Annotated in this window: 20 protein-coding genes, 1 tRNA gene, 1 other RNA gene and 1 pseudogene; 13 read left to right on the top strand and 10 right to left on the bottom strand. The window is 61.4% G+C overall.

Translation table 11 applies throughout. From position 1 onward, the window contains the following. The 5 genes and pseudogenes from ABWL39_RS18730 to ABWL39_RS18710 all read left to right on the top strand — a co-directional run. The coding region (locus tag ABWL39_RS18730; RefSeq protein ID WP_367794971.1) for a hypothetical protein at positions 1-328 on the top strand (328 nt) is incomplete at its 5' end. Between the two features lie 794 nt (positions 329-1,122). Beyond that, the gene (locus ABWL39_RS18725; RefSeq protein ID WP_367794969.1) at positions 1,123-1,605 is read left to right on the top strand and encodes a hypothetical protein; all 483 of its coding nucleotides are present in this window, start codon (positions 1,123-1,125) and stop codon (positions 1,603-1,605) included. 219 nt (positions 1,606-1,824) lie between these two features. Continuing rightward, positions 1,825-2,172, top strand: a complete 348-nt coding sequence (locus tag ABWL39_RS18720; RefSeq protein ID WP_367794967.1) for a hypothetical protein — start codon at positions 1,825-1,827, stop codon at positions 2,170-2,172. After that, positions 2,157-2,243: pseudogene (locus tag ABWL39_RS18715) on the top strand (hypothetical protein); the annotation flags it as partial. The gene ABWL39_RS18720 and the pseudogene ABWL39_RS18715, both read left to right, overlap by 16 nt. A 305-nt stretch (positions 2,244-2,548) precedes the next feature. Continuing rightward, positions 2,549-2,782, top strand: coding sequence for a hypothetical protein (locus tag ABWL39_RS18710; protein WP_367794965.1), 234 nt, complete (start codon positions 2,549-2,551; stop codon positions 2,780-2,782). A 100-nt stretch (positions 2,783-2,882) separates the two neighbouring features. Here the strand turns inward: ABWL39_RS18710 and ABWL39_RS18705 are convergent. Beyond that, positions 2,883-2,969 (bottom strand) — tRNA-Leu (locus ABWL39_RS18705). 685 nt (positions 2,970-3,654) lie between these two features. On the opposite strand from ABWL39_RS18705, the gene ABWL39_RS18700 reads away from it, so the two are divergent. Further along, the gene (locus tag ABWL39_RS18700; protein ID WP_367794962.1) at positions 3,655-4,233 is read left to right on the top strand and encodes an H-NS histone family protein; all 579 of its coding nucleotides are present in this window, start codon (positions 3,655-3,657) and stop codon (positions 4,231-4,233) included. A gap of 294 nt (positions 4,234-4,527) precedes the next feature. Here ABWL39_RS18700 and ABWL39_RS18695 read toward each other — a convergent pair whose 3' ends face one another. Further along, a complete protein-coding gene (locus tag ABWL39_RS18695; RefSeq protein ID WP_367794983.1) occupies positions 4,528-4,743 on the bottom strand; it encodes a DUF3079 domain-containing protein in 216 nt (71 codons plus the stop codon). Positions 4,744-5,623: 880 nt separating this feature from the next. Between ABWL39_RS18695 and ABWL39_RS18690 the strand changes: the two genes are divergently transcribed. From ABWL39_RS18690 to lnt, 3 genes are read left to right on the top strand one after another with little or no spacing between them, the layout of a single operon-like run. Continuing rightward, positions 5,624-6,688, top strand: a complete 1,065-nt coding sequence (locus ABWL39_RS18690) for an SGNH/GDSL hydrolase family protein (protein WP_367794980.1) — start codon at positions 5,624-5,626, stop codon at positions 6,686-6,688. Between the two features lie 21 nt (positions 6,689-6,709). Then, entirely contained in the window at positions 6,710-7,390 is a 681-nt protein-coding gene (locus ABWL39_RS18685; protein ID WP_367794959.1) for a hypothetical protein, read from the top strand. A 36-nt stretch (positions 7,391-7,426) separates the two neighbouring features. Continuing rightward, a complete protein-coding gene (gene lnt, locus ABWL39_RS18680; RefSeq protein WP_367794957.1) occupies positions 7,427-9,859 on the top strand; it encodes an apolipoprotein N-acyltransferase in 2,433 nt (810 codons plus the stop codon). Between the two features lie 202 nt (positions 9,860-10,061). On the opposite strand, the gene dkgB is transcribed toward lnt, so the two are convergent. Together dkgB and ABWL39_RS18670 are read right to left on the bottom strand one after the other, a co-directional pair. Further along, positions 10,062-10,868: a 2,5-didehydrogluconate reductase DkgB gene (gene dkgB, locus ABWL39_RS18675; RefSeq protein WP_367794954.1), complete on the bottom strand. Its 807-nt coding sequence runs from the start codon at positions 10,866-10,868 to the stop codon at positions 10,062-10,064. A 77-nt stretch (positions 10,869-10,945) separates the two neighbouring features. Continuing rightward, positions 10,946-12,151, bottom strand: coding sequence for an MFS transporter (locus ABWL39_RS18670; RefSeq protein ID WP_367794952.1), 1,206 nt, complete (start codon positions 12,149-12,151; stop codon positions 10,946-10,948). A gap of 97 nt (positions 12,152-12,248) precedes the next feature. On the opposite strand from ABWL39_RS18670, the gene ABWL39_RS18665 reads away from it, so the two are divergent. Beyond that, positions 12,249-13,211: a LysR substrate-binding domain-containing protein gene (locus tag ABWL39_RS18665; RefSeq protein ID WP_367794949.1), complete on the top strand. Its 963-nt coding sequence runs from the start codon at positions 12,249-12,251 to the stop codon at positions 13,209-13,211. A gap of 118 nt (positions 13,212-13,329) precedes the next feature. Here the strand turns inward: ABWL39_RS18665 and ABWL39_RS18660 are convergent, their stop codons facing one another. From ABWL39_RS18660 to ABWL39_RS18635, 6 genes are all read right to left on the bottom strand, one after another. After that, the gene (locus ABWL39_RS18660; RefSeq protein ID WP_367794946.1) at positions 13,330-14,706 is read right to left on the bottom strand and encodes a hypothetical protein; all 1,377 of its coding nucleotides are present in this window, start codon (positions 14,704-14,706) and stop codon (positions 13,330-13,332) included. 507 nt (positions 14,707-15,213) lie between these two features. Next, positions 15,214-15,574: a transfer-messenger RNA gene (gene ssrA / locus ABWL39_RS18655) on the bottom strand. Between the two features lie 69 nt (positions 15,575-15,643). Further along, complete coding sequence (gene gph, locus ABWL39_RS18650) at positions 15,644-16,291, bottom strand: phosphoglycolate phosphatase (RefSeq protein ID WP_367794943.1); 648 nt, start codon at positions 16,289-16,291, stop codon at positions 15,644-15,646. Then, positions 16,288-17,007 carry a bifunctional 2-polyprenyl-6-hydroxyphenol methylase/3-demethylubiquinol 3-O-methyltransferase UbiG gene (ubiG, locus tag ABWL39_RS18645; protein ID WP_367794940.1) on the bottom strand — a complete coding sequence of 240 codons (720 nt, stop codon included), beginning with the start codon at positions 17,005-17,007 and terminating at the stop codon, positions 16,288-16,290. The genes gph and ubiG overlap by 4 nt, the downstream gene beginning before the upstream one ends. Position 17,008: 1 nt before the next feature. Then, positions 17,009-17,596, bottom strand: a complete 588-nt coding sequence (locus tag ABWL39_RS18640; RefSeq protein WP_367794937.1) for a DUF4337 domain-containing protein — start codon at positions 17,594-17,596, stop codon at positions 17,009-17,011. Between the two features lie 15 nt (positions 17,597-17,611). Beyond that, a complete protein-coding gene (locus ABWL39_RS18635) occupies positions 17,612-18,931 on the bottom strand; it encodes a TRZ/ATZ family hydrolase (protein ID WP_367794934.1) in 1,320 nt (439 codons plus the stop codon). 178 nt (positions 18,932-19,109) lie between these two features. On the opposite strand from ABWL39_RS18635, the gene ABWL39_RS18630 reads away from it, so the two are divergent. From ABWL39_RS18630 to ABWL39_RS18620, 3 genes are all read left to right on the top strand, one after another. Beyond that, positions 19,110-21,206, top strand: coding sequence for a TonB-dependent receptor plug domain-containing protein (locus ABWL39_RS18630; RefSeq protein WP_367794931.1), 2,097 nt, complete (start codon positions 19,110-19,112; stop codon positions 21,204-21,206). 76 nt (positions 21,207-21,282) lie between these two features. After that, entirely contained in the window at positions 21,283-22,491 is a 1,209-nt protein-coding gene (locus ABWL39_RS18625) for an ABC transporter substrate binding protein (RefSeq protein ID WP_367794928.1), read from the top strand. Positions 22,492-22,507: 16 nt separating this feature from the next. Further along, the gene (locus ABWL39_RS18620) at positions 22,508-24,385 is read left to right on the top strand and encodes an ATP-binding protein (RefSeq protein WP_367794925.1); all 1,878 of its coding nucleotides are present in this window, start codon (positions 22,508-22,510) and stop codon (positions 24,383-24,385) included. The last annotated feature ends 14 nt before the right edge of the window (positions 24,386-24,399 follow it).

The following is a 24,399-nucleotide window of genomic DNA, read 5'->3' as shown; positions in this document are numbered from 1 at the left end:
GACCGAGATCGAGAGGAAATTGGGTTACGACATGTATGGGTTGACGCACGGCAACCCAGATGTGACTGCCAGCAAGCCTTTCAATCCCGCCGACTCATGGGGTGATAAATATGTACTCGACCGGGATCTGGCGATGGGCAAGATCATCGCCAATGGCTGGTTGACCCCCGACGAGAATGCTCAGTTGGCGCAATGGAACCCGCGCACCGGCTGGCTCGACACCGCCGCCGGGCGTAAGCTGAGTGTCGAGGAAAAGGAGCAATTGATTGCCATGCTGCAATCGGATGCTGGCCCGGGCGTAGCCCAGCTGGCGAAGATGGGTAGCTAGGGCATCGACAACCTTCTGGCAAAGGCTGGCAACAAGGTCGTAAACTCAACGCAGCCAGCCAATAGCGCGCAGTCCGGCAAGGGCGCTGCACCACCATTCGATAATGCGGTCCTTGGTGGGGGAGGGGGCAGCAGCAATAAGTCGGCAATAAAAGTTCCAAGCAGACCTGCGGGTCTTTTCCTGGATGAAGTCAGCACAACCTGGCTCGGCCATGAAAATTCTGTTGTCGAACAGTTAAGATCAACGATTGGTGAAGATTTTGCGTCAAAAGTGTATTTGAGAGTAGAAACTGCTGGCGGTAGGACATACACCATTATTCCAGACGGGTTTGAGCGATCCGGTAATTCCTTTATCATGCACGATGCGAAGTTCAGTCAGGTCAAGGACTTAGTCAGTGCGACACCCGAGCAGTTGCGAAGTACATAAACCATAAGCCTGCATTTGACGCCATTGCGGTAGGAGAGGCCAACGTGACGCTGCTTAACTCGCAAGGCGGCAGAGCGTTACTTGGACGCGATTTCCAAGTAGGGATGCCAATTCAAGTACAGCCTTCTATCAATCTGTATGTGAACTCTCCTTCAGGAATTATCAAAAGGACTTGGCCATAATGACTGTTATTGCTGTTCGTAAACTGGACAAAGCCATTTCCCAAGCATTGCAGGAGTGGTTAGCTCCTCACGATTTTGTCGCTGCCGATGGCGGGAGGGGAGCGTTGGCAGGGCAACCGCTACGACTTTATAGGTGCGGTAGTTAATCGTGTTGGTGGACAGAATCGTATTTCTCCGTTTGGTTAGATGGGCTTTGCTGAAACACAGGTGTTATATGCCCACGCCATGTCGGACAGTCCGCAGGAGTCCAATAAGATTACGGTGAATATGCAACTGAAATATGCGTATTTTATGAAGAGTTGGACGGCAGAAATGTTGTGCCAGGAAATCGAGCAATTGGATGCTTTTTTGGCAGAGCTGCGGGTTTTTGTTTTGGAAAAACTATATCCTGCATTGCAGACGTATGATTCGCCAGAAAAGATAATCTCCGCGTATCTCAAGAAAAATGAGAAAGATCGACGTAGTTTTGATCCGCCAAGCTGGTTTGGGTGCAGTTCAGCGTTGACAGGTTTGATTCTGGCGCGCCTGTACTCCCCAGGGTATTTCCCAAGCTTGAAGCAACGCTACGCAGGTGAATTTGAAGGTCTGGATGAAGAAAAACTTTCCCGCGGCAAACGACGGATCGCCTATCTGGATCAACCAGAAACGCTGCCACCGCTGAAAGAATAATTTGCCCCCCGAGCTGGGGCGCATTTTTACATCTGCGGTTCGACCTTGGTCGAGGCTTCGGGCTCACCACGGCCGTACGGTGCAATAGCAAGCGTCGTCCGGATGGAGCCGCAGGCGCAATCCGGGTTTCAAATGGACTGACCCGAATGATCGTCCGTTTACTTTTGGCGGACCGCCCAGCGTCTCGTCAACGCCGGCAGCCTCGAAGCCCGCGACACCTTGAGCCTGAAGGCACGCGAGAGTCTGGCCAACCTGGGCGGCGACTTGCGTGGCCAACAGATCGACCTGCGCTCGGATGGCCGCCTCGCCAACCAAAGCGGGCTGATCGCCGGCGATCGCATCAATCTGGCCGCCAAGGGCGATATCACGCTCGATACGGCGAAGGACCGGCTGAATGGTGATGCGAGCTTCCAGGACATCATCGGCCGCATTGGCAAGATCGACGCCAGCAACAGGCCGCCCAATCCACCAGCGAACAGCACAGCAAGAGCAACAGCAGCCGTGGCCACGCCGATGGCAATGATGTCACCCAGCAGAACACCCATGTCGAAGCGGGCAACCAACTGACGCTCACATCGGGTGACGACACCACCCTCAAGGGCGCCGTCGCCGGCGGTGCAAAGCAGCGCCACCTGTAGCTGTGTGAGTGGTGGCGCCATCGTCATCACCGACAATGCCAAACAGCAAAGCCTGACCGACCAAAGCAGCGAGCAAACGGCAGCCTGACTCAACCGCGCAGTCGACAGCGACCGTAATGGCAGCCAGGCCCCCACCAAGAACTGGAATAGTCGGCATCTGGAGGAACAGAATCGGCTCGGCATAGCCATTACCAGCACAGCCATTCGACGAGCTGAGATCGCTCGTACAGAAAGGCGAGAAAACGGACGCCAAGCTCGCGCAAGAAGATTCTGACGCCCGTGTCCGATACATGCTTGTCGAGTCCATGAGTGAGATGATCACCGCGCTAACGTTAGTATCGAAATCGGCGAAAGCGGTTGGTATCGACAAAGCAATGCTGACCCGTGCGATGCGACAAGTACTGTTGTCGCCATCTGTGATCGATTACGCCTGGCAGGTATCCGACGAGGAGATAAAGAAGAGTCGCCACCGTTTGCTGTACCCGGCCCAAGAAGCCTCGTTGCAGCAATATCCGTATGGCCAGCCAGGGACAGACTAGGGACACGGCGGAGTGGAAATCGTATCCAGATAGGCGTGAATTGTTATATCAAGCTACATCGAGTAGCTTGTATATTGTCTTGATAAACAAGGGAAAGTCTTGGTGCCCGGAACCGGAATCGAACCGGTACAGCCGCTAAGCCGAGGGATTTTAAGTCCCTTGTGTCTACCTATTTCACCATCCGGGCGGCAATAGAAGGAGTACTGCTGATCTGGAAATTGGGTGCCTGATCAGCCCAACAAGTAAGGTAGCCTATCGTTTGGACGAGCACCACAATTTTGTTTGTCGGCTCAACGAGAGATGCGCTCACATAGCCGAGGCGCGGATTCTAACATCGTTGGCGTGTCGACAACAGGGTGGTTGGCAGGCTTTGCCTTCGTGGCGTCTGGCTTGCTATCCAGGGTATGGCATGTGTGGCTGCGTTGGAATAGTACTCGGTGCCTGCACTGACTATATCGGCAGAATATTCTTGGGGGATTGCGTTATTCAATTTTCTGCCATTTTAAGGCGTGGGATCAGGCTGCCAGGGCGGCGCTTGGAATATGTTCAATGGTAAACGCTTGCTACCTTGATCCAGCTGCATTATCGATGATGTCCGATGGCTGGATTTAGTGATGGCTCCAATAGCGGCGGCAACGCTGTGTGCGAAGGTTTTTCGTGATGAGCGCCTTTTCCATGAGAATGAGCAATAAAACTTCCTATGGGTGCTGGCTGCAATTTAGTTGACAATACTGAAAAGTATTTGCTTAATATAGTAGTTTTGTCTAATGTCTCAACAGTGCTTATCTGCATATGATCGTATAGTGTGTCAGTAAGAGCCGATCACTAGTTCGGTACAAATTAAGACGCGAAACCAAGATACGGAGAATAATATGGCTACGTCGGCAAAATCCACTGAAGACAAAACAGTAAAGAGCACGCGCAAGGCCGCGGCAAAGCAGCCTGCAGCGAGTGCAAAAGCAAAAAGTCCTTCATCTGGGAGCCCAAGCATGAAAGCTACAAAATCTTCTGCTGTAGCAGAAGCATCGCAACAACCATTGAATACCTTGCGCGACAGCTTGAAAGCACTGACTCAAGACAGCGCGGCCACGTTGGCCGAGTTGAAGCAAAAGTCGGCTGAAATCGAAAAAGCGATTGCAGTACACCAGAAAAATTTGCAACGCAGCGTCAAGGCTTTTATTGCCGAAGTTGTCCAGGAGTTTGGTCTGACCGTGGATGATTTGGACGGTATCGTGCGTGGCAAGTCGAAAGGCAGCACCGGCAAGGCGCAAAGTGTGGTGAAATTCTGTGATCCGGATAATGCAGAGAATACTTGGTCTGGCCGAGGTGCTCGCCCCAAGTGGCTGGCCGAACGAATTACTCGGGGAGCTGGGCGGTTTGTCGATGCGGCAAGCCCGGCCTACGCCGAAGATGCCAAGCTGCTCAACGAGCGTCTTGCGAAGAAAAGCTGACAAGCTCCGGCCGTTTCTCGCTGCTTGAAACCATAGGCCGTGTTGGCTGTAATGCCGTTCACTTCACCAGTGAACGGCATTTTTCTTTCTTGGCGCAAATCCTGCTGCGCTCTTTTGAAAGCATGCCGAAGCCACAACGCTGGTTGTGTTGAGTGGAGATTGCGCACCAGTTAATCCCGTTATCGGCTTGGTGGGATAGCACCTACAAGCGGCTTTTTGCCCCGATTGGTATTCCCAAATCAGGCAGGGCCGACTTCCGCCGGGGCGGTTTGACTAAGAGCTGCCCCTTCTTGGCTAAATCGTTACTTTAGCTGCCTCGCCTGTCGTGGGTACGGCGGCGGTAGCGTCTTCGTCTTCAAAGCCGTTCCAATCATCTCCGAAGATTTCGACTGGGTGCTGAGTCCGGGACGAGCCGTTGCCGCAGGCCATGGCATTGGCTGCACAGTATCTATCGCAACCCCAGCAGATGCGATGGGGATTGGCGGGATGCGTGGGAAACTTTTTTGCCATCATCGGGCCCCTTGCATGCAGATGCTTCCGATGGAAGCATGGGCCGTCACGTCTTGTATATAGGAATAACGCCTAGCTTGGTGTGGATGAACCCGAAATGTCTGATCCAAATCAAGAAATCGCCGGCTGCGACTTCTGTTTCTATCGGTTGCGCACGCCTCTTAGGGCTGCGTCATCGCCTTCCCCATCCTTCCCTCGCTGCACCTGCAATTCGCTGATGTAACGGTGTCATCGACCATATGTGGGTGCGCCTGCGCGCTGGAGATTGCTGACTGTGGAATTGCTCTACGCCTCCCTCTGCTTTCCGGGTGTGAAGGCGGCATGTTGTTGTCTGCGTTGCGATCGATGGACATTGGTGGGCATTCACCCTGGTTTGCCTTGCGAGGTCGAAATGATGCCCTTAGGGGCTATGTGTCGGCAGGGGGCTGCTGCGACGCGTCAACCGAAAGATGAGATACCCGCGCGCCGGGGGAGACGGATGTGCCAAGTCCGCTACCGTAGCTACGACACCCGAAGATCCTGTCGGCATCATGTTCCGCGCGTCAAATACCCAGTGGCAGGCCCAGAGGGTGGCGAGGGCATTCTCATTAGGCGCAAATGATTGATTTGACAAAATTAGAGCTTTTACTACTATTCAGCAATCGGCTTACAACAATATCCTTTCCAGCCGTATATCTGTACATAAGCGCGACCAGTTGCACCTACGTAGCCGCATGCATGGGCCAGCCCTCGCGCTCAGTCCCGAAACAGGGAGATAAAACATTAGACCAGCTTTAAAGCTGTGCATTCACAAAGGAGAAGACCAATGAAGTTGAGGAGAATAGCTACAAGGCGCGTTGTTCAAGCGCAGCACAAATCGCGATTGACGATTCTTGTCGCATTGCGTGCCGTGGTTCCGGCGCTGGCTCTGCTGGCGGTTGGGGCCGAGGCGACGGCAAGCACGTTGAACCAGAATGCATCCTGGACCATCGACCGTGCGGGCACATCTACCAAGTATCGGGTCGTGGCCTACGGTGACTCGATCTATGCGGGCTACAATGGATCGACGACGAGCGCTGCCAAATATTCCGCCCCTACCGTGGATGCGGAATACCTGTCGGCGCTGTGGAATGCGGATATCGAGAGTGTGCGGCGCACCAAGTCGGGTGCGGTGGCCTCCGATGTCTACAACAACAAGATCGTGGCCGAGCGCTCGTACATGCAGGATGCTTCCACGCGTGTGGTGACATTCGAAATGTGCGGCAACGACGGCCTGCAGGCACGTTCCACCTTCAAGGGCCAGAGCGGTACTTGCGACTACAGCGTGCTGGATTCGGCGCTGAGCAGTTGCAAGACCTACGTTGCGGCAGCGATGGATTACATCAATGCCAACGCCTATTCCGGTGTGAAGCTGAAGGTGGTCTCCAACCTATACTACCCGGGCTACGCCGCCGACAATGTGCAGAGTTCGTGTACGAACGCCAGTACCGGCGCGAAGGTGAATATGCGTGACACCTTCCTGCCTTACATGGCCAAGATGAACTACTGGATGTGTGAATACGCACGCCAGAAGGGCTTCAAGTGTACCGACAACTTTGCCGAGTTCATGGGGGCCGACTATGACAGCAATGGCGACGGGCAGATCGATGCCGACGGGCTGCGTTATGTCTCGGGCGAAAGCGAAGCGAGCTATGTGACGCGCATCTCGTCTACGCTCAAGTCGACCATTCGTGATGCCAACACCAAGTTCGTGTCGTCCAGTAGCAGCTATGACTACATCCAGTCGGATGACACCCACCCGACCTATAACGGCGGCACGGTGACGGCAGGCCTGTTCGGTGGCTCAACGGGCTCTGGCGCGCCGCGCTATACCTCGTTCACCAATGGCAAGAATCCGATCTGGAACACATTGGGCCATGAGCGCATGGGCTGGGCGGTGTCGACCTCCAACCCCTCTGCGCCCTGAGCCTAGCGGGTCGTTCGTCTGATGGTGACGCCGCGCCGCCCCAACAAACCCTCGACCGAAATGGGGGGAGGGGCGTGGCGTCCCAAACTAGGCTATCTGGTCATCGCGGTGGTACTTGTCCTGTGCGGCCTTTGCTACTGGTGGCTGTCCGATTCATCCGCTCCGCCAGCTGATGCCACGACGGCCAATGCGCCGGCTGCCGAGCCGCAATCCACCAGCAGCCCCCATGACTGGCCCTTCCTGGCGAAGCTACCCAGCAGCCAGCCGGTGGCCGAGGCGCGCGAGGTTCACGTGGGGCGTGAGGGTGACAACGACCCGACACCCGATCTGTCGAACTATGTACCAAAAGGCCAGACGCCGAGCATGAAGGAGGTTATCGATCGTCTGCATCAGGCTGGCATTAACACCGGCCTTGGCGCATTCAACCCACCCGGTACGCGCCCGCCTCTGGTCGGGCTCGCCGTACCGGAAGGCTATCCGCTGCCCGAGGGCTATGTGCGCCATTATCAGGCGACCGACGACGGCCAGCGTATCGAGCCCATCCTGATGTTTGCGCCCGACCGGCAGTTTTTCGATGCGAACAACCGCCCCATTGAGGTGCCGCAAGACCGTGTCGTGACACCGGAGCTGGCACCACCGGGTTTTCTGATCCGGCGCATCGTGATCCCCGCGCCTGTCGAGCCCGGGCGGCCTGGGCCCTGATCCTTCCTTCACCTTTTACTGCACGATGGTTGACGTATGTTGATAGGCATCCTTGGCAGTTCGATTCTTTGTGGTCTCTACGCATATGGCGGCATGGGCTGGATGCTCGGCTTCGTGGCGCTGGTGCCCTGGCTGCGTTCACTGGAGACCCGCAAGACGTTTGGCGCCACGCTATTGAGCGCCTGGCTGATGAGCGTGGCCTACGGTATTGCCGTGTTCTCGTGGTTTGGTGTGGCAATCGGGCGCTACACCGAGGTTGGCGGGGCCACCGGCCTGTTGTTGCTGATCCTGATGGCGCCGCTGTTCCAGCCCCAGTTGATCGCCTTTGCGCTGACCCGGCAGATCGTGGCCCGCCGCCATGGCCCGGTGCTGCGGGCACTGGCTGGCGCGGCGGCCTGGGTTGCGGCGGAACGGCTGCTGCCCAAACTGCTCGGCGATACACTGGGCTACGGCCTCTATCCGTCTGCCGCGATGCGCCAGGCAGCCGACCTGATCGGCTCCGCAGGGCTGACCTATTTGCTGCTGCTGTCCAACGAGGTGCTGGCTGCCGCGTGGGGGCAGCGGGCCGGCGGATTCAAGTCCATGTTCAAGCCCGTGGCGCTGAGCTGCGTGATCCCCATCCTGCTGGCGGGCTACGGCTGGTCCAGCCCGTTTGCTGCCACTTCGCCGGAGGCCAAGCCCCTGCGCCTGGGGCTGATTCAAGCCAATCTGGTGAACTACGAGCGCATGCGCGAGCAGAAAGGCGCGCTGGCGGCGGTCAGGGAAATCCTCGACACCCACTATGCGATGAGTTACGACGCGGTCGAGCGGCAACACGTGGATGCTGTGCTGTGGTCCGAAACCGCCTACCCCACCACATTCGGGCATCCCAAGAGTCGAGTCGGCGCCGAGCTCGACCGGGAGATCCTGGGCATTGTGCGATCAGCGGGCGTACCATTTGTCTTCGGCACGTATGACCTGGACCGCGCCGGCGAATACAACGCCGCCGCCTTCGTCACCCCGGGCCGAGGCTTGCTGGGCCTGTATCGAAAGAGCCGCCTGTTCCCGCTGACCGAATACGTCCCGTCCTGGCTCGATGGCCCGGCCTTCCGGCGCCTGCTGCCCTGGACGGGCACCTGGCAGCCGGGCTCTGGCGCCCGGGTTTATCCCTTGCAACTCAAGGACGGACGCGAGATTCCGGTCATGCCGCTGATCTGCCTCGACGATGTCGACACCAGCCTGGCCATCAACGGCGCCCGCCTTGGCGCACAAGCGATCCTGACCATGTCCAACGACTCCTGGTTTACCGAGCACCCGCAGGGTGCCGCCCTGCATCAGGCCGTCGCGGCCTTTCGCAGCATCGAGACACGGCTACCGCAGTTCCGCGTCACCAGCAATGGCTACAGCGCCGTGATCGACGCCAGCGGCAAGGTGATCGCGGGGTCGAATATGGGGGAACGCACCCTGGTGATCGGTGCCCTGCCAGCCGGGACGCCGCCGCTCACGCTGATGGTGATGTGGGGGGACTGGGTCGGGCTCGTCTGCGCGGCCTTCCTGACCCTGCTGGCGGTGACCGCCGTGTTGCCGAGGTGGCGCCCACACATGGGCGAGGGCGGCCAGGCGCTGATAGCCTGGTCGGGCCGTCACGCCAACGTCACCGTGTTGCCGCCGGCTGCGCGTATCGTGGCGGGGCTGTTGCGTGCCTTTGCGCGCTGCAGTCTGGTGTGGATGGCCTTTGCCGTGTTGACGGACGACAGCCTGCGCTCGCATACGCTGGCGCAAATCCGCATGTTCAGTAGCCTGTTCCTGGCACCCGAGGCGGCTGCCTGGTTCGTGTTGCTGGCGTTTTCCGCCCGGGCCAGCATCGAGGATGGGCAACTGGTCTTGAATCGTGGTGGCAAGAAGTTGACACTGCCCTTGTCAGACATTGCCGCCGCCGAGCTCTGGTGGCTACCGCTGCCGGGGCCGGGCCTGAGCCTGCGCTTGGCCTCTGGCGGGAGTTGGCATTACGGGCTTACGCTCGCCAATCCATCTGCCCTGGCTCATGCGCTGGCGGCATCCGGCGCTGCTTTCCAGCCAGCCCGGGCGCCGTCCATTCTCGCCGCCTTCACGCGGGCCCGCGAAGCCACCCGCCATGGCCGGATCGAGCATCCGGCGGTGAAGTTCATCGCCTTCCCCTTGCTGCTGGCGTTGCCGGCGTTCAACCTGCATCAGCACATCGCCTACGGCAGCATGTGGGGTGAGTACTACGCCTTCGGACTCAAGGCCTATCTGACCACCCTGGTGTTGTGGTGGATCACCTGGGTCATCGGCGTGGCGGCCAGTGCCGCGATATTGCGCCTGGGGATAGAGAGCACGGCCTTCATGGCCGTGCTGCTACGCCCGCAACAGGCGGCGGACAGTCGATACCTGATCGAGCGCCTGGGTCTGGTGGCGCTGTACCTGGGGATGCCGGTCTGGCTGTTGCTGCGGATTACCAGCGCCAACTAACCCCAGCTTTAGTCGACGTGATGGCGGCGCTGGCGATACGCCACCGCTGCCCCCAACCCGTGGCGAGCTGGATTGGGGGCCGGCAATGCCATCACGACGGTGCCAGAACTCGTTTCTGGCACCGCTCGCTGCATGGGCTCTCCCATCTTGTGGGAGTGCGGGAGCCCACCAGCACGATGGGCCATCGGTGTACCGGGCTGAACTATTCATCCCAGGCCGGTGCCAGCCCTTCCGGGTTCACCAGTCGGCCATTGCGTTCGAGGTGGCCAATCGTGGTCATGTCTTCCGCATCGAGTTGCAGGCGCGTGGCCAGCAGATTGCTTTGCAGGTTCGCACGCTTGGTCGAGGAGGGGATCACCGAATGGCCCATTTGCAACGCCCACGCCAGCGCAATCTGGGCCGGCGTTGCATCGTGTTTGGCTGCAAGCTGCTGGATCGTGGGGTCCTGCAGGATCTTTCCATACGCCAGGGTCATGTAGGACGTGGTGTGAATCTGCTGTGCCGCCAGATAGGCGGTGAGCCGCCGGTTTTGCAGGTAGGGGCTCAGCTCGATCTGGCTAGTGGCAATCTGGCCCTTGCCCACTACCTCGATCGCACGTGCCGTCAGGTCGATGTTGAAGTTGGAAACCCCGATCATTTTCGTCAGGCCCAGCGCCTTTGCCTCGGCCAGCGTGGCCATGTAGCTCTCCAGCGGGACGCCGCAGTCGGGCGCCGGCCAATGGATCAGCGTCAGGTCGACTTGATCGACGCGCAGCTTGTCCAGGCTCTCGCGCAAGCTCGGGATCAGCTTGTCCTTGGCGTAGTGGTCCGTCCAGATTTTGGTCGTGATGAATATCTCGCTACGCGGAATGCCGGATTCGGCAATGGCCTGGCCGACCTCGGCTTCGTTTTCATAAATCTGCGCGGTATCGACTGCGCGGTAGCCAAGGTCCAGGGCATTCGTGACCGAGTCGATCACGGTCTGGCCTTGCAGACGGAAGGTGCCGACACCAAAAGCGGGAATGTGCATGGTTGATCCTGTATGAGGGAGTTGAGGGGAGGGGCTTGGTGCGATGTCGCGTTGCCCGACGGAAACGGGCGGCCGCTTCAGTGGGAACTGGCCGCCGTTGCCGGTTTGGCGAAAGGGTTGAAATTCGCGCGACGATCCAGTGCGCCGGACCAGCTGGTGAGCAGCCAGGCCGCCGCCACGATCAGCGCGCCAACCCATGGTGTGGCCATGATGCCGAGCCGTTCCACGATATGGCCGCCGGCCCAGGCGCCGAATGCGATGCCGACATTGAACGCGGCAATATTGAGCCCGGAGGCCAGATCGACCGCGTGAGGTGTTTCGCGTTCGGCCTGCCGCACGACATAGAGTTGCAAGCCGGCGACATTGCCGAAGGCAACCGCGCCCCACGCCAGCACGGTGAGCACCACCAGCCATTTCGAGACAACGGTGAAGGACAGCAGCAGCAGCACGCCGGCGAGCCCGGCAAAGATGATCTGCAAGGCGTGCACCGGGCCTTTGCGATCCGCCAGCCTGCCGCCCCAGACGTTGCCCAGCGCGACCGAGAGGCCGTAGACCAGCATCACCAGCCCCACGCTGGAGGCACTGAAGCCGGTGACCTGCTCCAGCATCGGCGCGAGATAGGTGAAGGCGGAGAACGAGCCACCATAGCCCAGCGCCGTCATGGCGTAGACCAGCAACAGCCGCGGTTTGCCCAGCACGGCAAACTGGGCCATGAGCGAGCTGGGGGCCGGCTTGGCGATATGCGTGGGCACCAGCAGCAGACTGCCGGCAAAGGCAATGACGCCCAGCAGCGACACCGCCAGGAAGGTGGCCTGCCAGCCGAAGGTTTGGCCGATATAGGTGCCCAGTGGTACACCGGTCACCAGGGCGACGGTCAACCCGGAGAACATCAGCGCAATGGCGCTGGCCGCTTTCTCCTTGGGCACCAGGCTGGTGGCGATGGTCGAGCCGATGGAAAAGAATACCCCATGTGCCAGGCCGCTCAGGATGCGCGCCGCGACCAGCGCCGTGTAATCTGGCGCCTGCCAGGCGACCAGATTTCCCACGGTGAACAGGGCCATCAGCCCGAGCAGCAAGGTCTTGCGGGGCAGGCGCCCCGTCAGCGCGGTGAATACCGACGCGCCGATGGCAACACCAAGCGCATACAGGCTGACAAGCAGGCCGGCCGCGGGCAGCGAGACATGCAGGCTGGAGGCAATGGTGGGGATGAGGCCGACGATGACGAATTCTGTGGTGCCGATGGCAAAGGCGCTCAGCGTGAGCGCCCATAAGGCGAGTGGCATGATCTGCTCCATTGCAGTGAAGTGAGCAGATTGTGCTTGCTTACCAAGCCCGGAAAAATCGGGTTAAATGACAAGATCTTTTGATTTTTAGTCAACAATGCTGACAACCGATACGCTGAGCGCCTTTGTCGCGGTTATCGATGAGGGATCATTTTCTGGCGCGGCGGAGCGGCTGGGGCTCACGCCGTCCGGCATCAGCCGCAGCATCACCAAGCTGGAAAAGCAGCTTGGCGTGCGCCTGATCACCCGCACGACGCGCAGGCTGGATCTGACCGAGGAAGGGCAATGGTTTTTGCAGAATGCCCGCGACATTCTCGCCAGACTGCTCGACACCGAGCAGGCGCTGCAGTCGGCCGCCCAGCAGCCATCCGGCGTGCTTCGTGTGAATGCAGCGACCCCGGTGCTGAATCATCTGATCGCGCCGTTGCTGCCCGCGTTTCATCGGCAGTACCCGGAGATACGGCTAGAATTGATCGGCGAAGAGGCCATCATCGACCTGATCGAAGAGCGTGCCGACGTGGCCATCCGCGTTGGCCAACTCGAAGACTCGACGCTCAAGGCCCGCCTGCTGCTCGAATCCCCCCTGAGGCTGGTCGTGTCGCCTGGCTACGTCGAGCGGGAGGGCATGCCGGCATCAGTGGTCGAGCTGTGGCACCACACCCTGCTGGGCTTCACGCAGCCATCGTCGCTCAACCTCTGGCCCTTGCCGTATGACGGAAAAGCGGGGTACGAAGCCATACCGGCACTGGCGTCATCGAGCGGGGAGACGGTACGCTTCCTGGCCCTGTCCGGCGCGGGCATCGCCTGCCTGTCGGACTTTCTGGTGGCAGAGGATATCCGCCACGGGCGCTTGCTTGAGCTGTTCTGCGATGACGTCCTGCCGTGGCGGCAGCCGATCTGGGCGGTATTCTACAAACAAGGGTTTCTCGCCCCACGGATCGCGCTGTTCATTGAGTTTCTGGCCCGCAATCTGCGGCCAGGCCCGGGTGACACGGGCCCGGTGAGTGTGGATGCAGCTGCGGGCATGGGGGGTGATGGGAGCGTGCGTGCGCGCCGCTGACTGCCGCCCGACCAACGCCGACAGTTGGTCCTGGCTGGCGGCGGGCATTGTCAACGGCATGCAAAACACGGTTCGCCGATCGTTTTCTGCCGTGCTGTCGAGATGGGGGGCCGCGCCATCAACAATTCGGGTGTGCTGGACGGCACCCACCCCTTCTTTTCCGAATAATGTAGCTGGCACGCAGTTGCAAACCACGCCTACCCAACCAGCGGAGCAAGCACAAGCCCGTCAGCACCATGACTGGGGTGGACGGTTCCGGCACCGACCCCGATCCCACGTCGACCCGAAATACCCCCGACGAGCCATCGGTAAATGCAGCTACAAACGCGAGTGCGTTGCCATCGATGCCATCCTGCCCAAAGCCCAGGCTGGCGACGGTCAATCCATCCAGCTGATCTCCGGCTGAAATGATTTCGTCCAGAACACCGTTCAGGCGGAGGAATAGGCCTTTACGGAGAGACGCAGAACCAGAACGATAGTCCGCGAGAAAAGCAACGCTGGAGCCACTAATTGAAGGATCGCCAAAGCTGAAGAAACGGCTGAAGGGGTCGCTCGTCGGCTGATCCATTTCGTCGACGACCCGATCCAAGGCGACACCATCGTAGAGGTAGATGCCATCCAACGTAATTGGCCTGAAGGGATCGCCATCGCTTGAATGAGCATTGAATGCTACCTCGTCACCACTGATGGAAGGATCACCAAAGCTGGTGAATGCCATGCCCCGCCTGGTCGTATCGGCGTTGGTGTCAGCGACCATGCGCAAGCCAGCACCGTTCTGGACAAACACGCCATCGTGATAGGGTGAGCCGCCATCCCGAAAATTTGCGGTAAAGGCAATGTTGCCGCTACTAATCGACGGTTTGCCGAAACGGCTGAAGAGACTGAAGGGGTTGCTCGACGGTTGATCCAATTGGCCCACCACTCGGCGTAATGAACCGCCACTGTAGGCATAGATGCCATCCAATGATGCGGGCCTGAAGGGATCTCCATCGCTTGAATGCGCTTTGAACGCCAGCTGGCCGCCACTGATTGACGGATCGCCGAAGCTGGTGAATGCCATGCCCCGCCTGGTCGTATCAGCGTTAGTGTCGGTGACGACATGCAAGCCAGCACTGTTCTGGACAAACACGCCATCGCGATAGGAGGCGCCGCCATCCCTGAAATTCGCGGTAAAGGCGATGTCGCTGCCACTGATTGACGGTTTGCCAAAACTGCTGAAGCGACTAAACGGGTTGCTCGATGGCTGATCCGCTTGGTCGACTACCCGGCGTAATGAACCGCCGCCATAGGCGTAGATGCCATCCAGCGTCGTGGGCCTGAAGGGGTCTCCACCTGTCGAGCGAGCATTGAAAGCCTCCTGACCGCCACTAATCGACGGATCGCCAAAACTGGCATATTGCATGTCTGGCCGTAGCGCATTGGTGCTGGTATCGGCCAGCTTGGTGAAAGTCAGCGGCACAGCGCTTGCGATAGATGGCCCCGCCAAGGCGATCACTGTTAGCGTCCGTCGAACTATTGATACCCAAGATAAACAAGGCATCCGAATCTCCCGCTATACATAACCACGCATTTCTAGCAAATCTCGGGCCACTTTGTAGATTCTCTGATAAATCAATATGCTGAGACGATGCATAGCGCTCTTGGTCTATCCGATGTAAAACCATCCGACGCCATACTGGAGAGAAGCCGCGGCCTGTTTTGACTGCCGTGTGGGACGGCAGAATACGGCTACGGATATCGTTCGCGCAGAACGGCCATTGCTTGCCTGGGTGCCAGGCATGCCATCCTCACCTCAGCAGGCCGCATGCCCCGTAGCGCGCGGTATACCAGCGCATCCGTCGACTACCCGGACTCGGCTGCGTGGATGCGTGCGAATTGCGTGCGAATTGCAACGGCAATTCAATGCAGCGAAAGGTGACTACCGATAACCGACGAAACGCCGGAAACCCGCAAAAATAAAGCGCCTTGCGGCGCTTTAGCTTGTCTTTCGACGTTTGGTAAATGGTGGAGCCGGCGGGAATCGAACCCGCGTCCGGAAATCCTCTACGGTGAGTTCTACATACTTAGTCTGGCCAACTGGATTTAACCCGTGTCACGCCGACCGACAGGCTTGCCACAAGCGAGTTACCTTGGATTTAACGCCTGGCCAAGTAACCCGGCCAAACGCGATCAGATGTAAATGACTCTGCTGCGGTTGCCCGCCTGACCCATCGGCAAATCAGTGCAGAGACCGGCTGGGATTAAGCAGCCAGTGCGTAAGTTTCGTCGTTTGCGACTAAATATATTCAGTGTTTTACGGGAGATCTGAGATCCCGGTATGCCCTCATCCGCTTTGCAACCCCCGTCGAAACCAGGTCGGCCCCATGCGGTACTACTGAGATATGGCCATTGCCGTAAAGTTCAATGACCAAGGGGGAATTATACGCGTGGCCCTAGAGGTGGTCGAGCAGTTCTTCCGGGCGGTCGATGAAGCCGTCGGCGCCCCAGGTCTCGGGTGTATCCGTGTCCGAGATGTAACCGTAGCTTGCGATGATCGCTTTCATGCCGGCGGCGCGTGCGGCTTCGACGTCACGTTCGGCGTCGCCCAGGTAGAGGCAGGCGGAAGCGGGCACGCCGAGCAGCTCGGCGGCATGCAGCATGGGCTTGGGGTCGGGCTTGGGGACGCCGGTGGTGTCGCCGCTGACGACCGCCGCAGGGGCGACCGCCCAAGGCAGGGCGGGGACGAGGCGGTCGGTGAAACGCATCGGCTTGTTGGTGACGATGCCCCATTTCAGGCCGCGTTGTTCCAGCGCCTGCAGCAGCGAATTGATGCCGTCGAACAGGGTGGTGAGGTCGGCGAAGCTTGCTTCGTAGTGGTCGAGAAAGCGGCGCCGGTAGTCTTCGAATTCGGGGTCCTGCTTGTCGATGCCGAACCCGAGGTGGATCAGCCCGCGTGCGCCGTGCGATGCGACCGGGCGGATGCGCTCGTAGCCGACCGGTGGCCGGCCTTCTTCCGCCAGCAGGCGGTTGAGCGCGGCGCCCAGGTCGGCGGCAGTGTCGGCCAGCGTGCCGTCCAGGTCGAACAGGACCGCTCGGATCATGCGAGCGGCCTTTGGCATGCGATCAGGTAGTTGACGTCGGTGGTGTCGGTCAGGCTGTAGGCCTTGGTCACCAGGTTGTAGCCCATGCCCCGCACGTTGGCCAGCTCCAGCCCAGCGTGGCGTGTCATGCGCGACAGCTCGGAAGGCTTGAGGAAACGCGCGTATTCATGCGTGCCGCGCGGCAGCAGGCCCAGGATGTACTCGGCGCCGAGGATGGCGTGGACATAGGCCTTCGGATTGCGGCTGATGGTGGAGAAGAACACCCAGCCGCCAGGCTTGACCAGCCGGGCGCAGGCGGCGACCACGCTGTCGGGGCTGGGCACGTGCTCCAGCATTTCCATGCAGGTGACGACATCGAAGGTGGCGGGGGCTTCCTCGGCCATCTGTTCGACGGCGACGCAGCGGTAGCCGACCTTGTTGCCCGATTCGAGCAGATGCAGCTTGGCGACCTTCAGCGATTTCTCGGCGAGATCGATGCCGGTCACCGTGGCGCCGCGCTCGGCCATGCTTTCGGCCAGGATACCGCCGCCGCAGCCGACGTCGATGACGTTGAGCCCGGCCAGCGGGGCGTATTCCTCGATGTAGCCTAAGCGCAGCGGATTGATCTCGTGCAGCGGCTTGAACTCGCTTTCCTTGTCCCACCATTTGTGGGCAAGCTCGCTGAATTTGGCGATTTCGACGTCGTCGACGTTGGGCTTGTGGTCGTGTAGTTGCATATCAGGTCAGAAATTTGATGATCCAGTCAGGGTGCAGGCCCCATTCGGCAAAGCCGGCAATGCCGAATACTACACCACCGCTGCCGAACAGCCATGAGACATAGAGCAGCCAGCGGCGTTCCGTCAGGGCGGCGACGGCGGCGACGCCGAGCGCGATCGACAGCATGGCGTCGGACAGGTCGAACTGGTCGTCGCGGTAGCCCAGCTCGTCATAGTGTTTTTCCAGACCGCGTGCCTTGTCCATCAGCTGCTGGGTGTCGTGCTTCAGCTCTGCAATCTTGGCGATGTGCTTGTCCTGCATCGCGGCGGCGGCCGGGTTGCCTTGCGCCGCAGCCAGCTTGGCCTGTTCGATGGCCAGCTCTTCCACATAAACCTTCAGGCGCTTGGCCTGGTATTCGCCCCAGGTGTCGACCGCGTCGGCCTTGGCCACCTGCATGGCCTGCACGATGTTGTCGTCCTTGATCTTGCACAGCGCCATGAATACCGTCAGCAGCAGCACGGTGATGGCGACGCGCGAGTTGAGCCAGGATTTGTTGTCGGTGTCGGTGTCGGTGTCGGTGTCGGTGTCGGTGTCGATTTCGATGTCCATTTTCTCTCGTCAGCTTCAGGCTTGCCGAACGCGGTCGCGCCAGGCCCGTGCCCGGGCGATCAGCTGCGCACGATTCAGCGTGGTGAGTTCACGGTGTTTGAGCAGCCGTTTGCCGGCCACCCACACATCCGTAACGCACTCACGGCCTGCTGAGTAGACAAGATGGGAAATCGGATCGAAACAGGGTGCGGTTTCGATGTCATCAAGTGCGACGGCCGCGAAGTCGGCGGACTTGCCGGCGGCCAGCGAGCCGATTTCCTGCTCCAGTCCGAGTGCGCGGGCGCCGTTGATGGTCGCCATCTGCAGTGCCTGGAAGGCCGGGACGACATCGGCGCGGCCGCTGGCGACCTTGGCCAGCAGCGCCGCCGTGCGCATTTCGGTGAACATGTCGAGGCGGTTGTTGCTGGCGGCGCCATCGGTGCCCAGGCCGACGTTGACGCCGGCGGTCAGCAAGTCCGCCACCGGCGCGATGCCGCTGGCGAGTTTCATATTCGAGCTCGGGTTGTGCGCGACGTGGCAGCCGTGTTCGGCCAGCCAGCCGATTTCTTCCGGGGTCAGATGCACGGCGTGCACGCCGATCAGGTCGGGCGTCAGCAGGCCGAGCGCCTTCAGCCGCGCCAGCGGGCGCACGTGATGGTCGTTGAGGCTGCCGGCGATTTCATCCTGCGTCTCGTGCAGATGCAGGTGGATGTTCAGCTCCAGCTTTTCGGCGAGCGTCAGCACCCGGCTGAAGGTGCGGTCGGACACGGTATAGGGCGCATGCGGGGCCAGGCTGAAGCCAATCAGCGGCTCGCCCAGGTACTCGTCGCGCGCCGCGAGCCCGCGCGTGATGTACTCGTCGGCATCGGAGGCATAGCCCGTGGGGAAGTCGAGGATGCAGGCGCCGACCACGCCGCGCATCTGCGCCGACAGCAGCGCGCGCGCCACGGCGGAGGGGTGGAAATAGTTGTCGTTGATGCAGGTGGTGCCGCCGCGCAGCATTTCCGCGATGGCGAGCTGCGTGCCGTCGAACACGAAATCGTCGCGCACATGCTTGCTTTCCGCGGGCCAGATATGGCCGCTGAGCCAGGTCATCAGCGGCAGATCGTCCGCCATGCCGCGCAGCAGGGTCATGGCCGAATGGCCGTGCAGATTGACGAAGCCGGGGATCAGCACATGGCTGGAGAGATCGACATACTCGCGCGCCGTGAAGCGGGCCGGCACCTCGGCCGTGGGCAGGATGGCGACGATGCGTCCTTGCCTGACTGCGATACTGTGCTGGCGCAGCACCGTGAGCTCGGGCTCGACAGGAACAATCCAGCTCGCGCTGATCAGTGTATCGACGATGTGTGACATATCAGGTAGCACGGACGTTTGTTGCCCCGGATTGTAGGGGCCACCCCTTGTGCCCGCAAGCTAAAACCAACGCCCATCCGGCTTCTCTGCTTGGTCCCGGATAGGCTATGCTACGCAGATAACGGAAAAATATATCGCGGCGGGTATGTCGGCTACCGCGGGTCATGGGGAGTGACAAATGGAGTTCAAAGCGGCTCGACGGGGCGCCGTGCTGTGTGCAGCCATGGTCTGCACGGCCTTGGCCTGGGCGGGAGACGAGGACGACGAGCTGCTGCAGGCGTTTGGCGACAGCTCGACCGTATCGATTGCGACCGGCAGCCAGATCAAGCTCACGCGCGCGCCAGCCGTGGCCTCGGTGATCACGGCGGAAGACTTTGCCGCCACCGGCGCCCGCGATCTCGACGATGCGTTGCGCTTGGTGCCGGGCCTGCATGTCTCGCGCGGCTATCTGTACGACCCGGTGTACGTCATTCGCGGCGTCCATTCCAAGTTCAACCCACAAGTGCTGTTGATGATCAACGGCATTCCGATCACCAGCCCTTATCTGGGCGGCAAGGGCGATGGCTGGTCCGGCTACCCGCTGGAGCATGTCTCGCGCATCGAGGTGATACGGGGGCCGGGGTCGGCCCTCTATGGCGCCGATGCGTTCAGCGGGGTGATCAACATCATCACCAAGACCGCCGCCGAGATCGACGGCACCCAGGTCGGCGCGCGGGTGGCCTCGTTCAATACGCGCGAAGGCTGGCTGCAACACGGCGGCCAGTGGGGCGCGCTCGACGTCGCCGCCTATCTGCGCGCGGAGCGGACTGCCGGGCTGGATACCAATATCGATGCCGATTCGCAGTCCACGCTCGACCGGCTCTTTCATACCCAGGCGTCCCTCGCGCCAGCAGCGATGCAGTTGGGGGGGCATAATCTCAATGGCGCGATCGACATCGGTTGGAACAAGTTCAAGCTGCGGGCGGAGTATCTGCAGAAATACCGGGCGGGCACCGCCTCCGGCGTCGCCGAGGCGCTCGACGACCGGGGCGTGACGAGCCGGCGCAAGACCATGGCCAATCTCAGCTATCACGACACGGAATGGTTCAAAGATTGGGACGTGAAGCTGGAAGGCCATTTCAGCAATAGCCGGACGGCATCCTATGTTGTTGTCTACCCGCCCGGCGCCTTCGGCGGCAGCTTTCCCGACGGCATGATCGGCACGCCCGGCCGCTCCGAGCAGGGGCAGGGGATTGCCGCCAGCGGTTTCTATACCGGCTGGAACGCCCATCGGCTGCACATCGGCGTCGGCGTGAAGCGGGACGAGGTATACCGGGTAGAGGAAACTAAGAACTTCTACCTGCGTTATTTGCCGGGGGTGGGTTACCTGCCGACACCGCTCGGGCAGATCGTCGACGTCAGCGACAGTGCGCCTTTCTTGCGGGCGGGCGAGCGGACGGTGCGCTACGCCTACCTGCAGGACGAATGGCAGCTGGCCAAGGATTGGCAGGCCACGCTGGGCCTGCGCCACGACCGCTATTCCGACTTCGGCGGCACCACCAACCCGCGCATGGCGCTGGTGTGGGAGGCTGCCTACAACCTGACCGCCAAGCTGATGTATGGCCAGGCGTTCCGCGCGCCCTCGTTCGTCGAGCTTTACGCGATCAACAACCCGGTGGCGCAAGGCAACCCGAACCTGAAACCAGAACGCATGCGCACCAGCGAGGCGCAGCTCGTGTGGCAGGCGAGCCGCAGCTGGCAGGCAACGGCCAACCTGTTCCATTACCGCATGTCCGACATGCTGCGTTTCGTGCCGAATGCCGACCCGAGCACCGGCTCGACCGCGCAGAACAGCGGCGAGCAGACCGGCTACGGCGCGGAGCTCGAAATCGGCTGGCAGGCGGCGCCGTCGCTGCGTCTCGGCGGCAATCTGTCATGGCAGCGCGCCAAGGACCGCAGCAGTAGCGAGCAGGACGCACCCGACGCACCGGGCCGCACAGCCTTGCTGCGGGCCGACTACCGGCTGGCCGACGGTTGGGCCGTCAACGCCCTGGCGCAGTGGGTGGCCGACCGCCAGCGGGCGGCAGGCGACACGCGCCCGACCGTGGCCGACTACCGCACGCTTGACCTGACGGTGCGCCGCGGTGACGACAAGCAGCGCTGGAGCGCCGCGCTGAGCGTGCGCAACCTGTTCGACGCCAATGCGCGCGAGCCATCGCCGGCACCGGGCAATATCCCCAACGATTTGCCGCTGCCCGGCCGCAACTGGCTCGTCGAGCTGGACTACCGCCTGTAGCGAGAAAGGGGACGCCGGTGCCGACATCGGGTAGCATTACCGCCTTTGCATTGACGAATGTCGTAACGAGGATAGAGTGTCTCCATCCGTCAAGATAGTACTAGCACGCCAGCTGCTGGCCTGGGGAGTGTTGGCCGCCATCGCGCTGCCGGCCTCATTGCAGGCCGGCGAGCTCTATGCCAGCGCCGCCAGCGTGAACTATTACCCGCCCTGGCAGGATTCCGTCATTCTTGACGATGGCACCCCCGCGATGGACGGCGGCGAGACCGCTTTGTTCCGTGCGGAAGACATCGTGCTGATCGACTTCGACACCGAAGCTCCCATCGCGATCTACCTTGCCCGCAGCGATCTGGAACTGGCGGACGCAGTCGGCATCGTCGGCGACCATCGCCCGCGCATGAGCAAGGTCAGCACGCTCATGTCGGGCCAGATTGCGGTGCTGTACCCCGATGTCGGCGAGCCTTATCGTAGCGTGTTCGCGAAGATCGTCGAGGGCATCGAGGCCAAGGCCCCGGGCCGGGTGAGCAAGTTTCCCGTCGGCAACGACGCCAACGTGCAGCCCATCGCGGCCGAGCTGCGCAAGCAGGATATCCGCGTCGTCATCGCGCTGGGCCGGCAGGGCCTGAAGGCGGCTGCCTCGCTGGGCAATGGCATGGGCGTAGTGGTGGGCGGCGTGGTGTCGATTCCCGACGCGCCGGCCAGCAGCATGGCCGTGCACAGCCTGGCGCCCGATCCGGCCATCCTGTTCCAGCGACTGAAGGCATTGTCGCCCACCACCAGCCGCGTCTTCATCGTCTACGACCCGCGCCAGAACGACTGGCTGGTGCGCATCGCGCGCGACGCCGCCAAGGCCAATGGCATCGAGCTGCAGGCCTACGAGGCGCAGGACATCAAATCCGCGCTGCGCAGCTACCAGGAGATCCTGGCGCAGGCCGACGCGCGCCGCGACGCCGTGTGGCTGCCGCAGGACACCACCACAGTGGACGACAGCGTGATCCTGCCGATGGTGCTGCAGGAGTCGTGGAACCGCAATATCCCGTTGTTTTCCAGCAGCGTCGCCCATGTGCGGCGCGGTGCGCTGTTCTCGCTCTACCCGAACAACGTCGAGCTGGGCCGCAACCTGGCCCAATCGGCCATGTCGCTGACCACGGTGAGCACCAGCAGCCATGTTGCGCCGCTGATGGATGTGCTGATCGCCGTCAACGTGCGTACCGCCACCCATCTTGGCTTGAACCTGAGCTACAAGCAGCAGCAAGGGTTCGACATGGTCTTCCCCGAGCCTTGAGCACCGGGGCTCGGCCTTGTTCCGGAACCTGACCTTCCGCCGCCAGCTCAGCCTCGCCATTACGGCGGGTGTGGTGCTGATCGTGCTGCTGTCGTCGCTGATCAGCACCTGGCAGGGCGACCGGGTGATCCGCCGCTCGCTCATCGAGCAGGGCGAGAGTGCCGCGCAGAGCCTGGCCAGCCAGAGCGCGCTGGCCCTGCTGTACGGCTCGCCGGACAACGTCGCCAAGGCGATCACCGCCACGCTGAATTTCCCCGATGTCACCCGCGTCGAGCTTTATTACCCGAATGGCGATGCGCTGCTGGCGCAGGACAGGGCGGGCAAGGCCGTGCCGCCGCTCGGCCTGCCCTCGGTGGCGGTGAGCGTTGCCACCCTGGTCGGCGAAACCGACGACGCCTGGCGTTTTCTCGCACCCGTATCGAGCCATGCCGAAGAATCCCCCTATCAGGTCGAAACCACCGGGCCGCAGGTGTTCGGCTATGTCAGCGTGGTGCAGAGCAAATCCACGCTGGTAAGGCAGCGCTGGCAGATCGTGCTGGCCAACGTGGTGATCGCGCTGGTGTGCTCGATCCTGCTGCTGCTCGGCATCAGCGTGCTGGTCGGGCGCCTCACGCGGCCGCTGGCCAGCCTTTCGCTCGCCATGCGGCGCGCCGAGCGCGGCGAGTCGGACGTGCAGGCGGAGCAGGGCGGCCCGCGTGATGTCGCCGAGATGGCGCAGGTGTTCAACAGCATGATCAAGGTGCTGCTGGAACGCGAGCAGGCGCTGCGCGAGAGCCGGCTGCGCTACCGCGACGTGGTCGACAATGTGCGCGAGGTGATCTTCCAGACCGATGAGAGCGGCCGCCTGGCTTTCCTCAACCCGGCGTGGCAGGAAATCACCGGCCTGCAGGTAGAGCAAATGATGTGGCGCGACCTGGTCAGCGTGTTCTATCCGCTCGATCAGCCCGTGGTCGACGAGTGGCAGCGCCGCCTCAAGAGCGGCGAGAACGGCAGCTGTCGCTATGCGGCGCGGCTCGAACGGCGCGACGGCAGCATCCGCTGGGTTGAGGCGACGCAGCGGGTGCGCTATGGCAAGCATGGCGAGTATGTCGGCACCGCCGGCACGCTGGACGACATCACCGAGCGCAAGCGCAGCGAAGAGGAGCTGGAGGCCTACCGCCTGCGGCTCGAAGAGCTGGTGGCGGAACGCACGGCGGCGCTGCAGGCGGCGAACGGCGAGCTCGAGGCATTCAGCTATTCCGTCTCGCACGATCTGCGCGCGCCGCTACGGGCGATCGATGGCTTCAGCCGGCTGGTGCGCGAGGACTACGGCGATCGGCTCGACGACAACGGGCGCGACCTGCTGCAACGCATCGTGCAGGCAACGGGGCGCATGGGGCTGTTGATCGAAGGCATGCTGGTGCTGTCGCGCGTCAGCCGCGGCGAGCTCCGGCGCCAGCACCTGAGCTTGAGCGAGATGGCGCGCTGCGCGCTGCAGGATTTGCAGCAGGGCGACCCCGAGCGCCAGGTGGAGATCGTGCTGCAACCGGACCTGACGGCCGACGGCGACCCGGCGCTGATCCGCGCGGTGCTCGACAACCTGCTGGGCAATGCCTGGAAGTTTTCGAGCAAATGCGGTCAGGCCCGCATCGAGGTCGGCGAAACGAGTTCGCGCGGCAAGTCGGCTTTCTACGTGCGCGACAACGGCGCCGGCTTCGACATGAACTATGCCAGCAAGCTGTTCGGCGCCTTCCAGCGGCTGCACCTGGCGCGTGAGTTCGAAGGCACCGGCATCGGCCTGGCGACGGTCTACCGCATCATCCAGCGCCACGGCGGCGAGATCTGGGCCGAAGCGGCGCCAGGCCAGGGCGCAACCTTCTATTTCACACTGCCGGACGTAGTCGCCGCCAGCTGAGCCGCCGCCGCGCC

Origin of the sequence: Chitinivorax sp. PXF-14 (assembly GCF_040812015.1) — a bacterium.
GTDB lineage: Bacteria > Pseudomonadota > Gammaproteobacteria > Burkholderiales > SCOH01 > JBFNXJ01.
Note: the sequence above shows the minus strand (reverse complement) of the source record. Positions and strands in the feature narration are given on the sequence as shown.

Coding starts and splice junctions, on each gene's coding strand:
- ABWL39_RS18725 (WP_367794969.1), top strand. CDS start 1,123: ATGGGCTTTGCTGAAACACAGGTGTTATATGCCCACGCCATGTCGGAC.
- ABWL39_RS18710 (WP_367794965.1), top strand. CDS start 2,549: ATGAGTGAGATGATCACCGCGCTAACGTTAGTATCGAAATCGGCGAAA.
- ABWL39_RS18700 (WP_367794962.1), top strand. CDS start 3,655: ATGGCTACGTCGGCAAAATCCACTGAAGACAAAACAGTAAAGAGCACG.
- ABWL39_RS18695 (WP_367794983.1), bottom strand. CDS start 4,743: ATGGCAAAAAAGTTTCCCACGCATCCCGCCAATCCCCATCGCATCTGC.
- ABWL39_RS18685 (WP_367794959.1), top strand. CDS start 6,710: ATGGTGACGCCGCGCCGCCCCAACAAACCCTCGACCGAAATGGGGGGA.
- lnt (WP_367794957.1), top strand. CDS start 7,427: ATGTTGATAGGCATCCTTGGCAGTTCGATTCTTTGTGGTCTCTACGCA.
- dkgB (WP_367794954.1), bottom strand. CDS start 10,868: ATGCACATTCCCGCTTTTGGTGTCGGCACCTTCCGTCTGCAAGGCCAG.
- ABWL39_RS18670 (WP_367794952.1), bottom strand. CDS start 12,151: ATGCCACTCGCCTTATGGGCGCTCACGCTGAGCGCCTTTGCCATCGGC.
- ABWL39_RS18665 (WP_367794949.1), top strand. CDS start 12,249: ATGCTGACAACCGATACGCTGAGCGCCTTTGTCGCGGTTATCGATGAG.
- gph (WP_367794943.1), bottom strand. CDS start 16,291: ATGATCCGAGCGGTCCTGTTCGACCTGGACGGCACGCTGGCCGACACT.
- ubiG (WP_367794940.1), bottom strand. CDS start 17,007: ATGCAACTACACGACCACAAGCCCAACGTCGACGACGTCGAAATCGCC.
- ABWL39_RS18640 (WP_367794937.1), bottom strand. CDS start 17,596: ATGGACATCGAAATCGACACCGACACCGACACCGACACCGACACCGAC.
- ABWL39_RS18635 (WP_367794934.1), bottom strand. CDS start 18,931: ATGTCACACATCGTCGATACACTGATCAGCGCGAGCTGGATTGTTCCT.
- ABWL39_RS18630 (WP_367794931.1), top strand. CDS start 19,110: ATGGAGTTCAAAGCGGCTCGACGGGGCGCCGTGCTGTGTGCAGCCATG.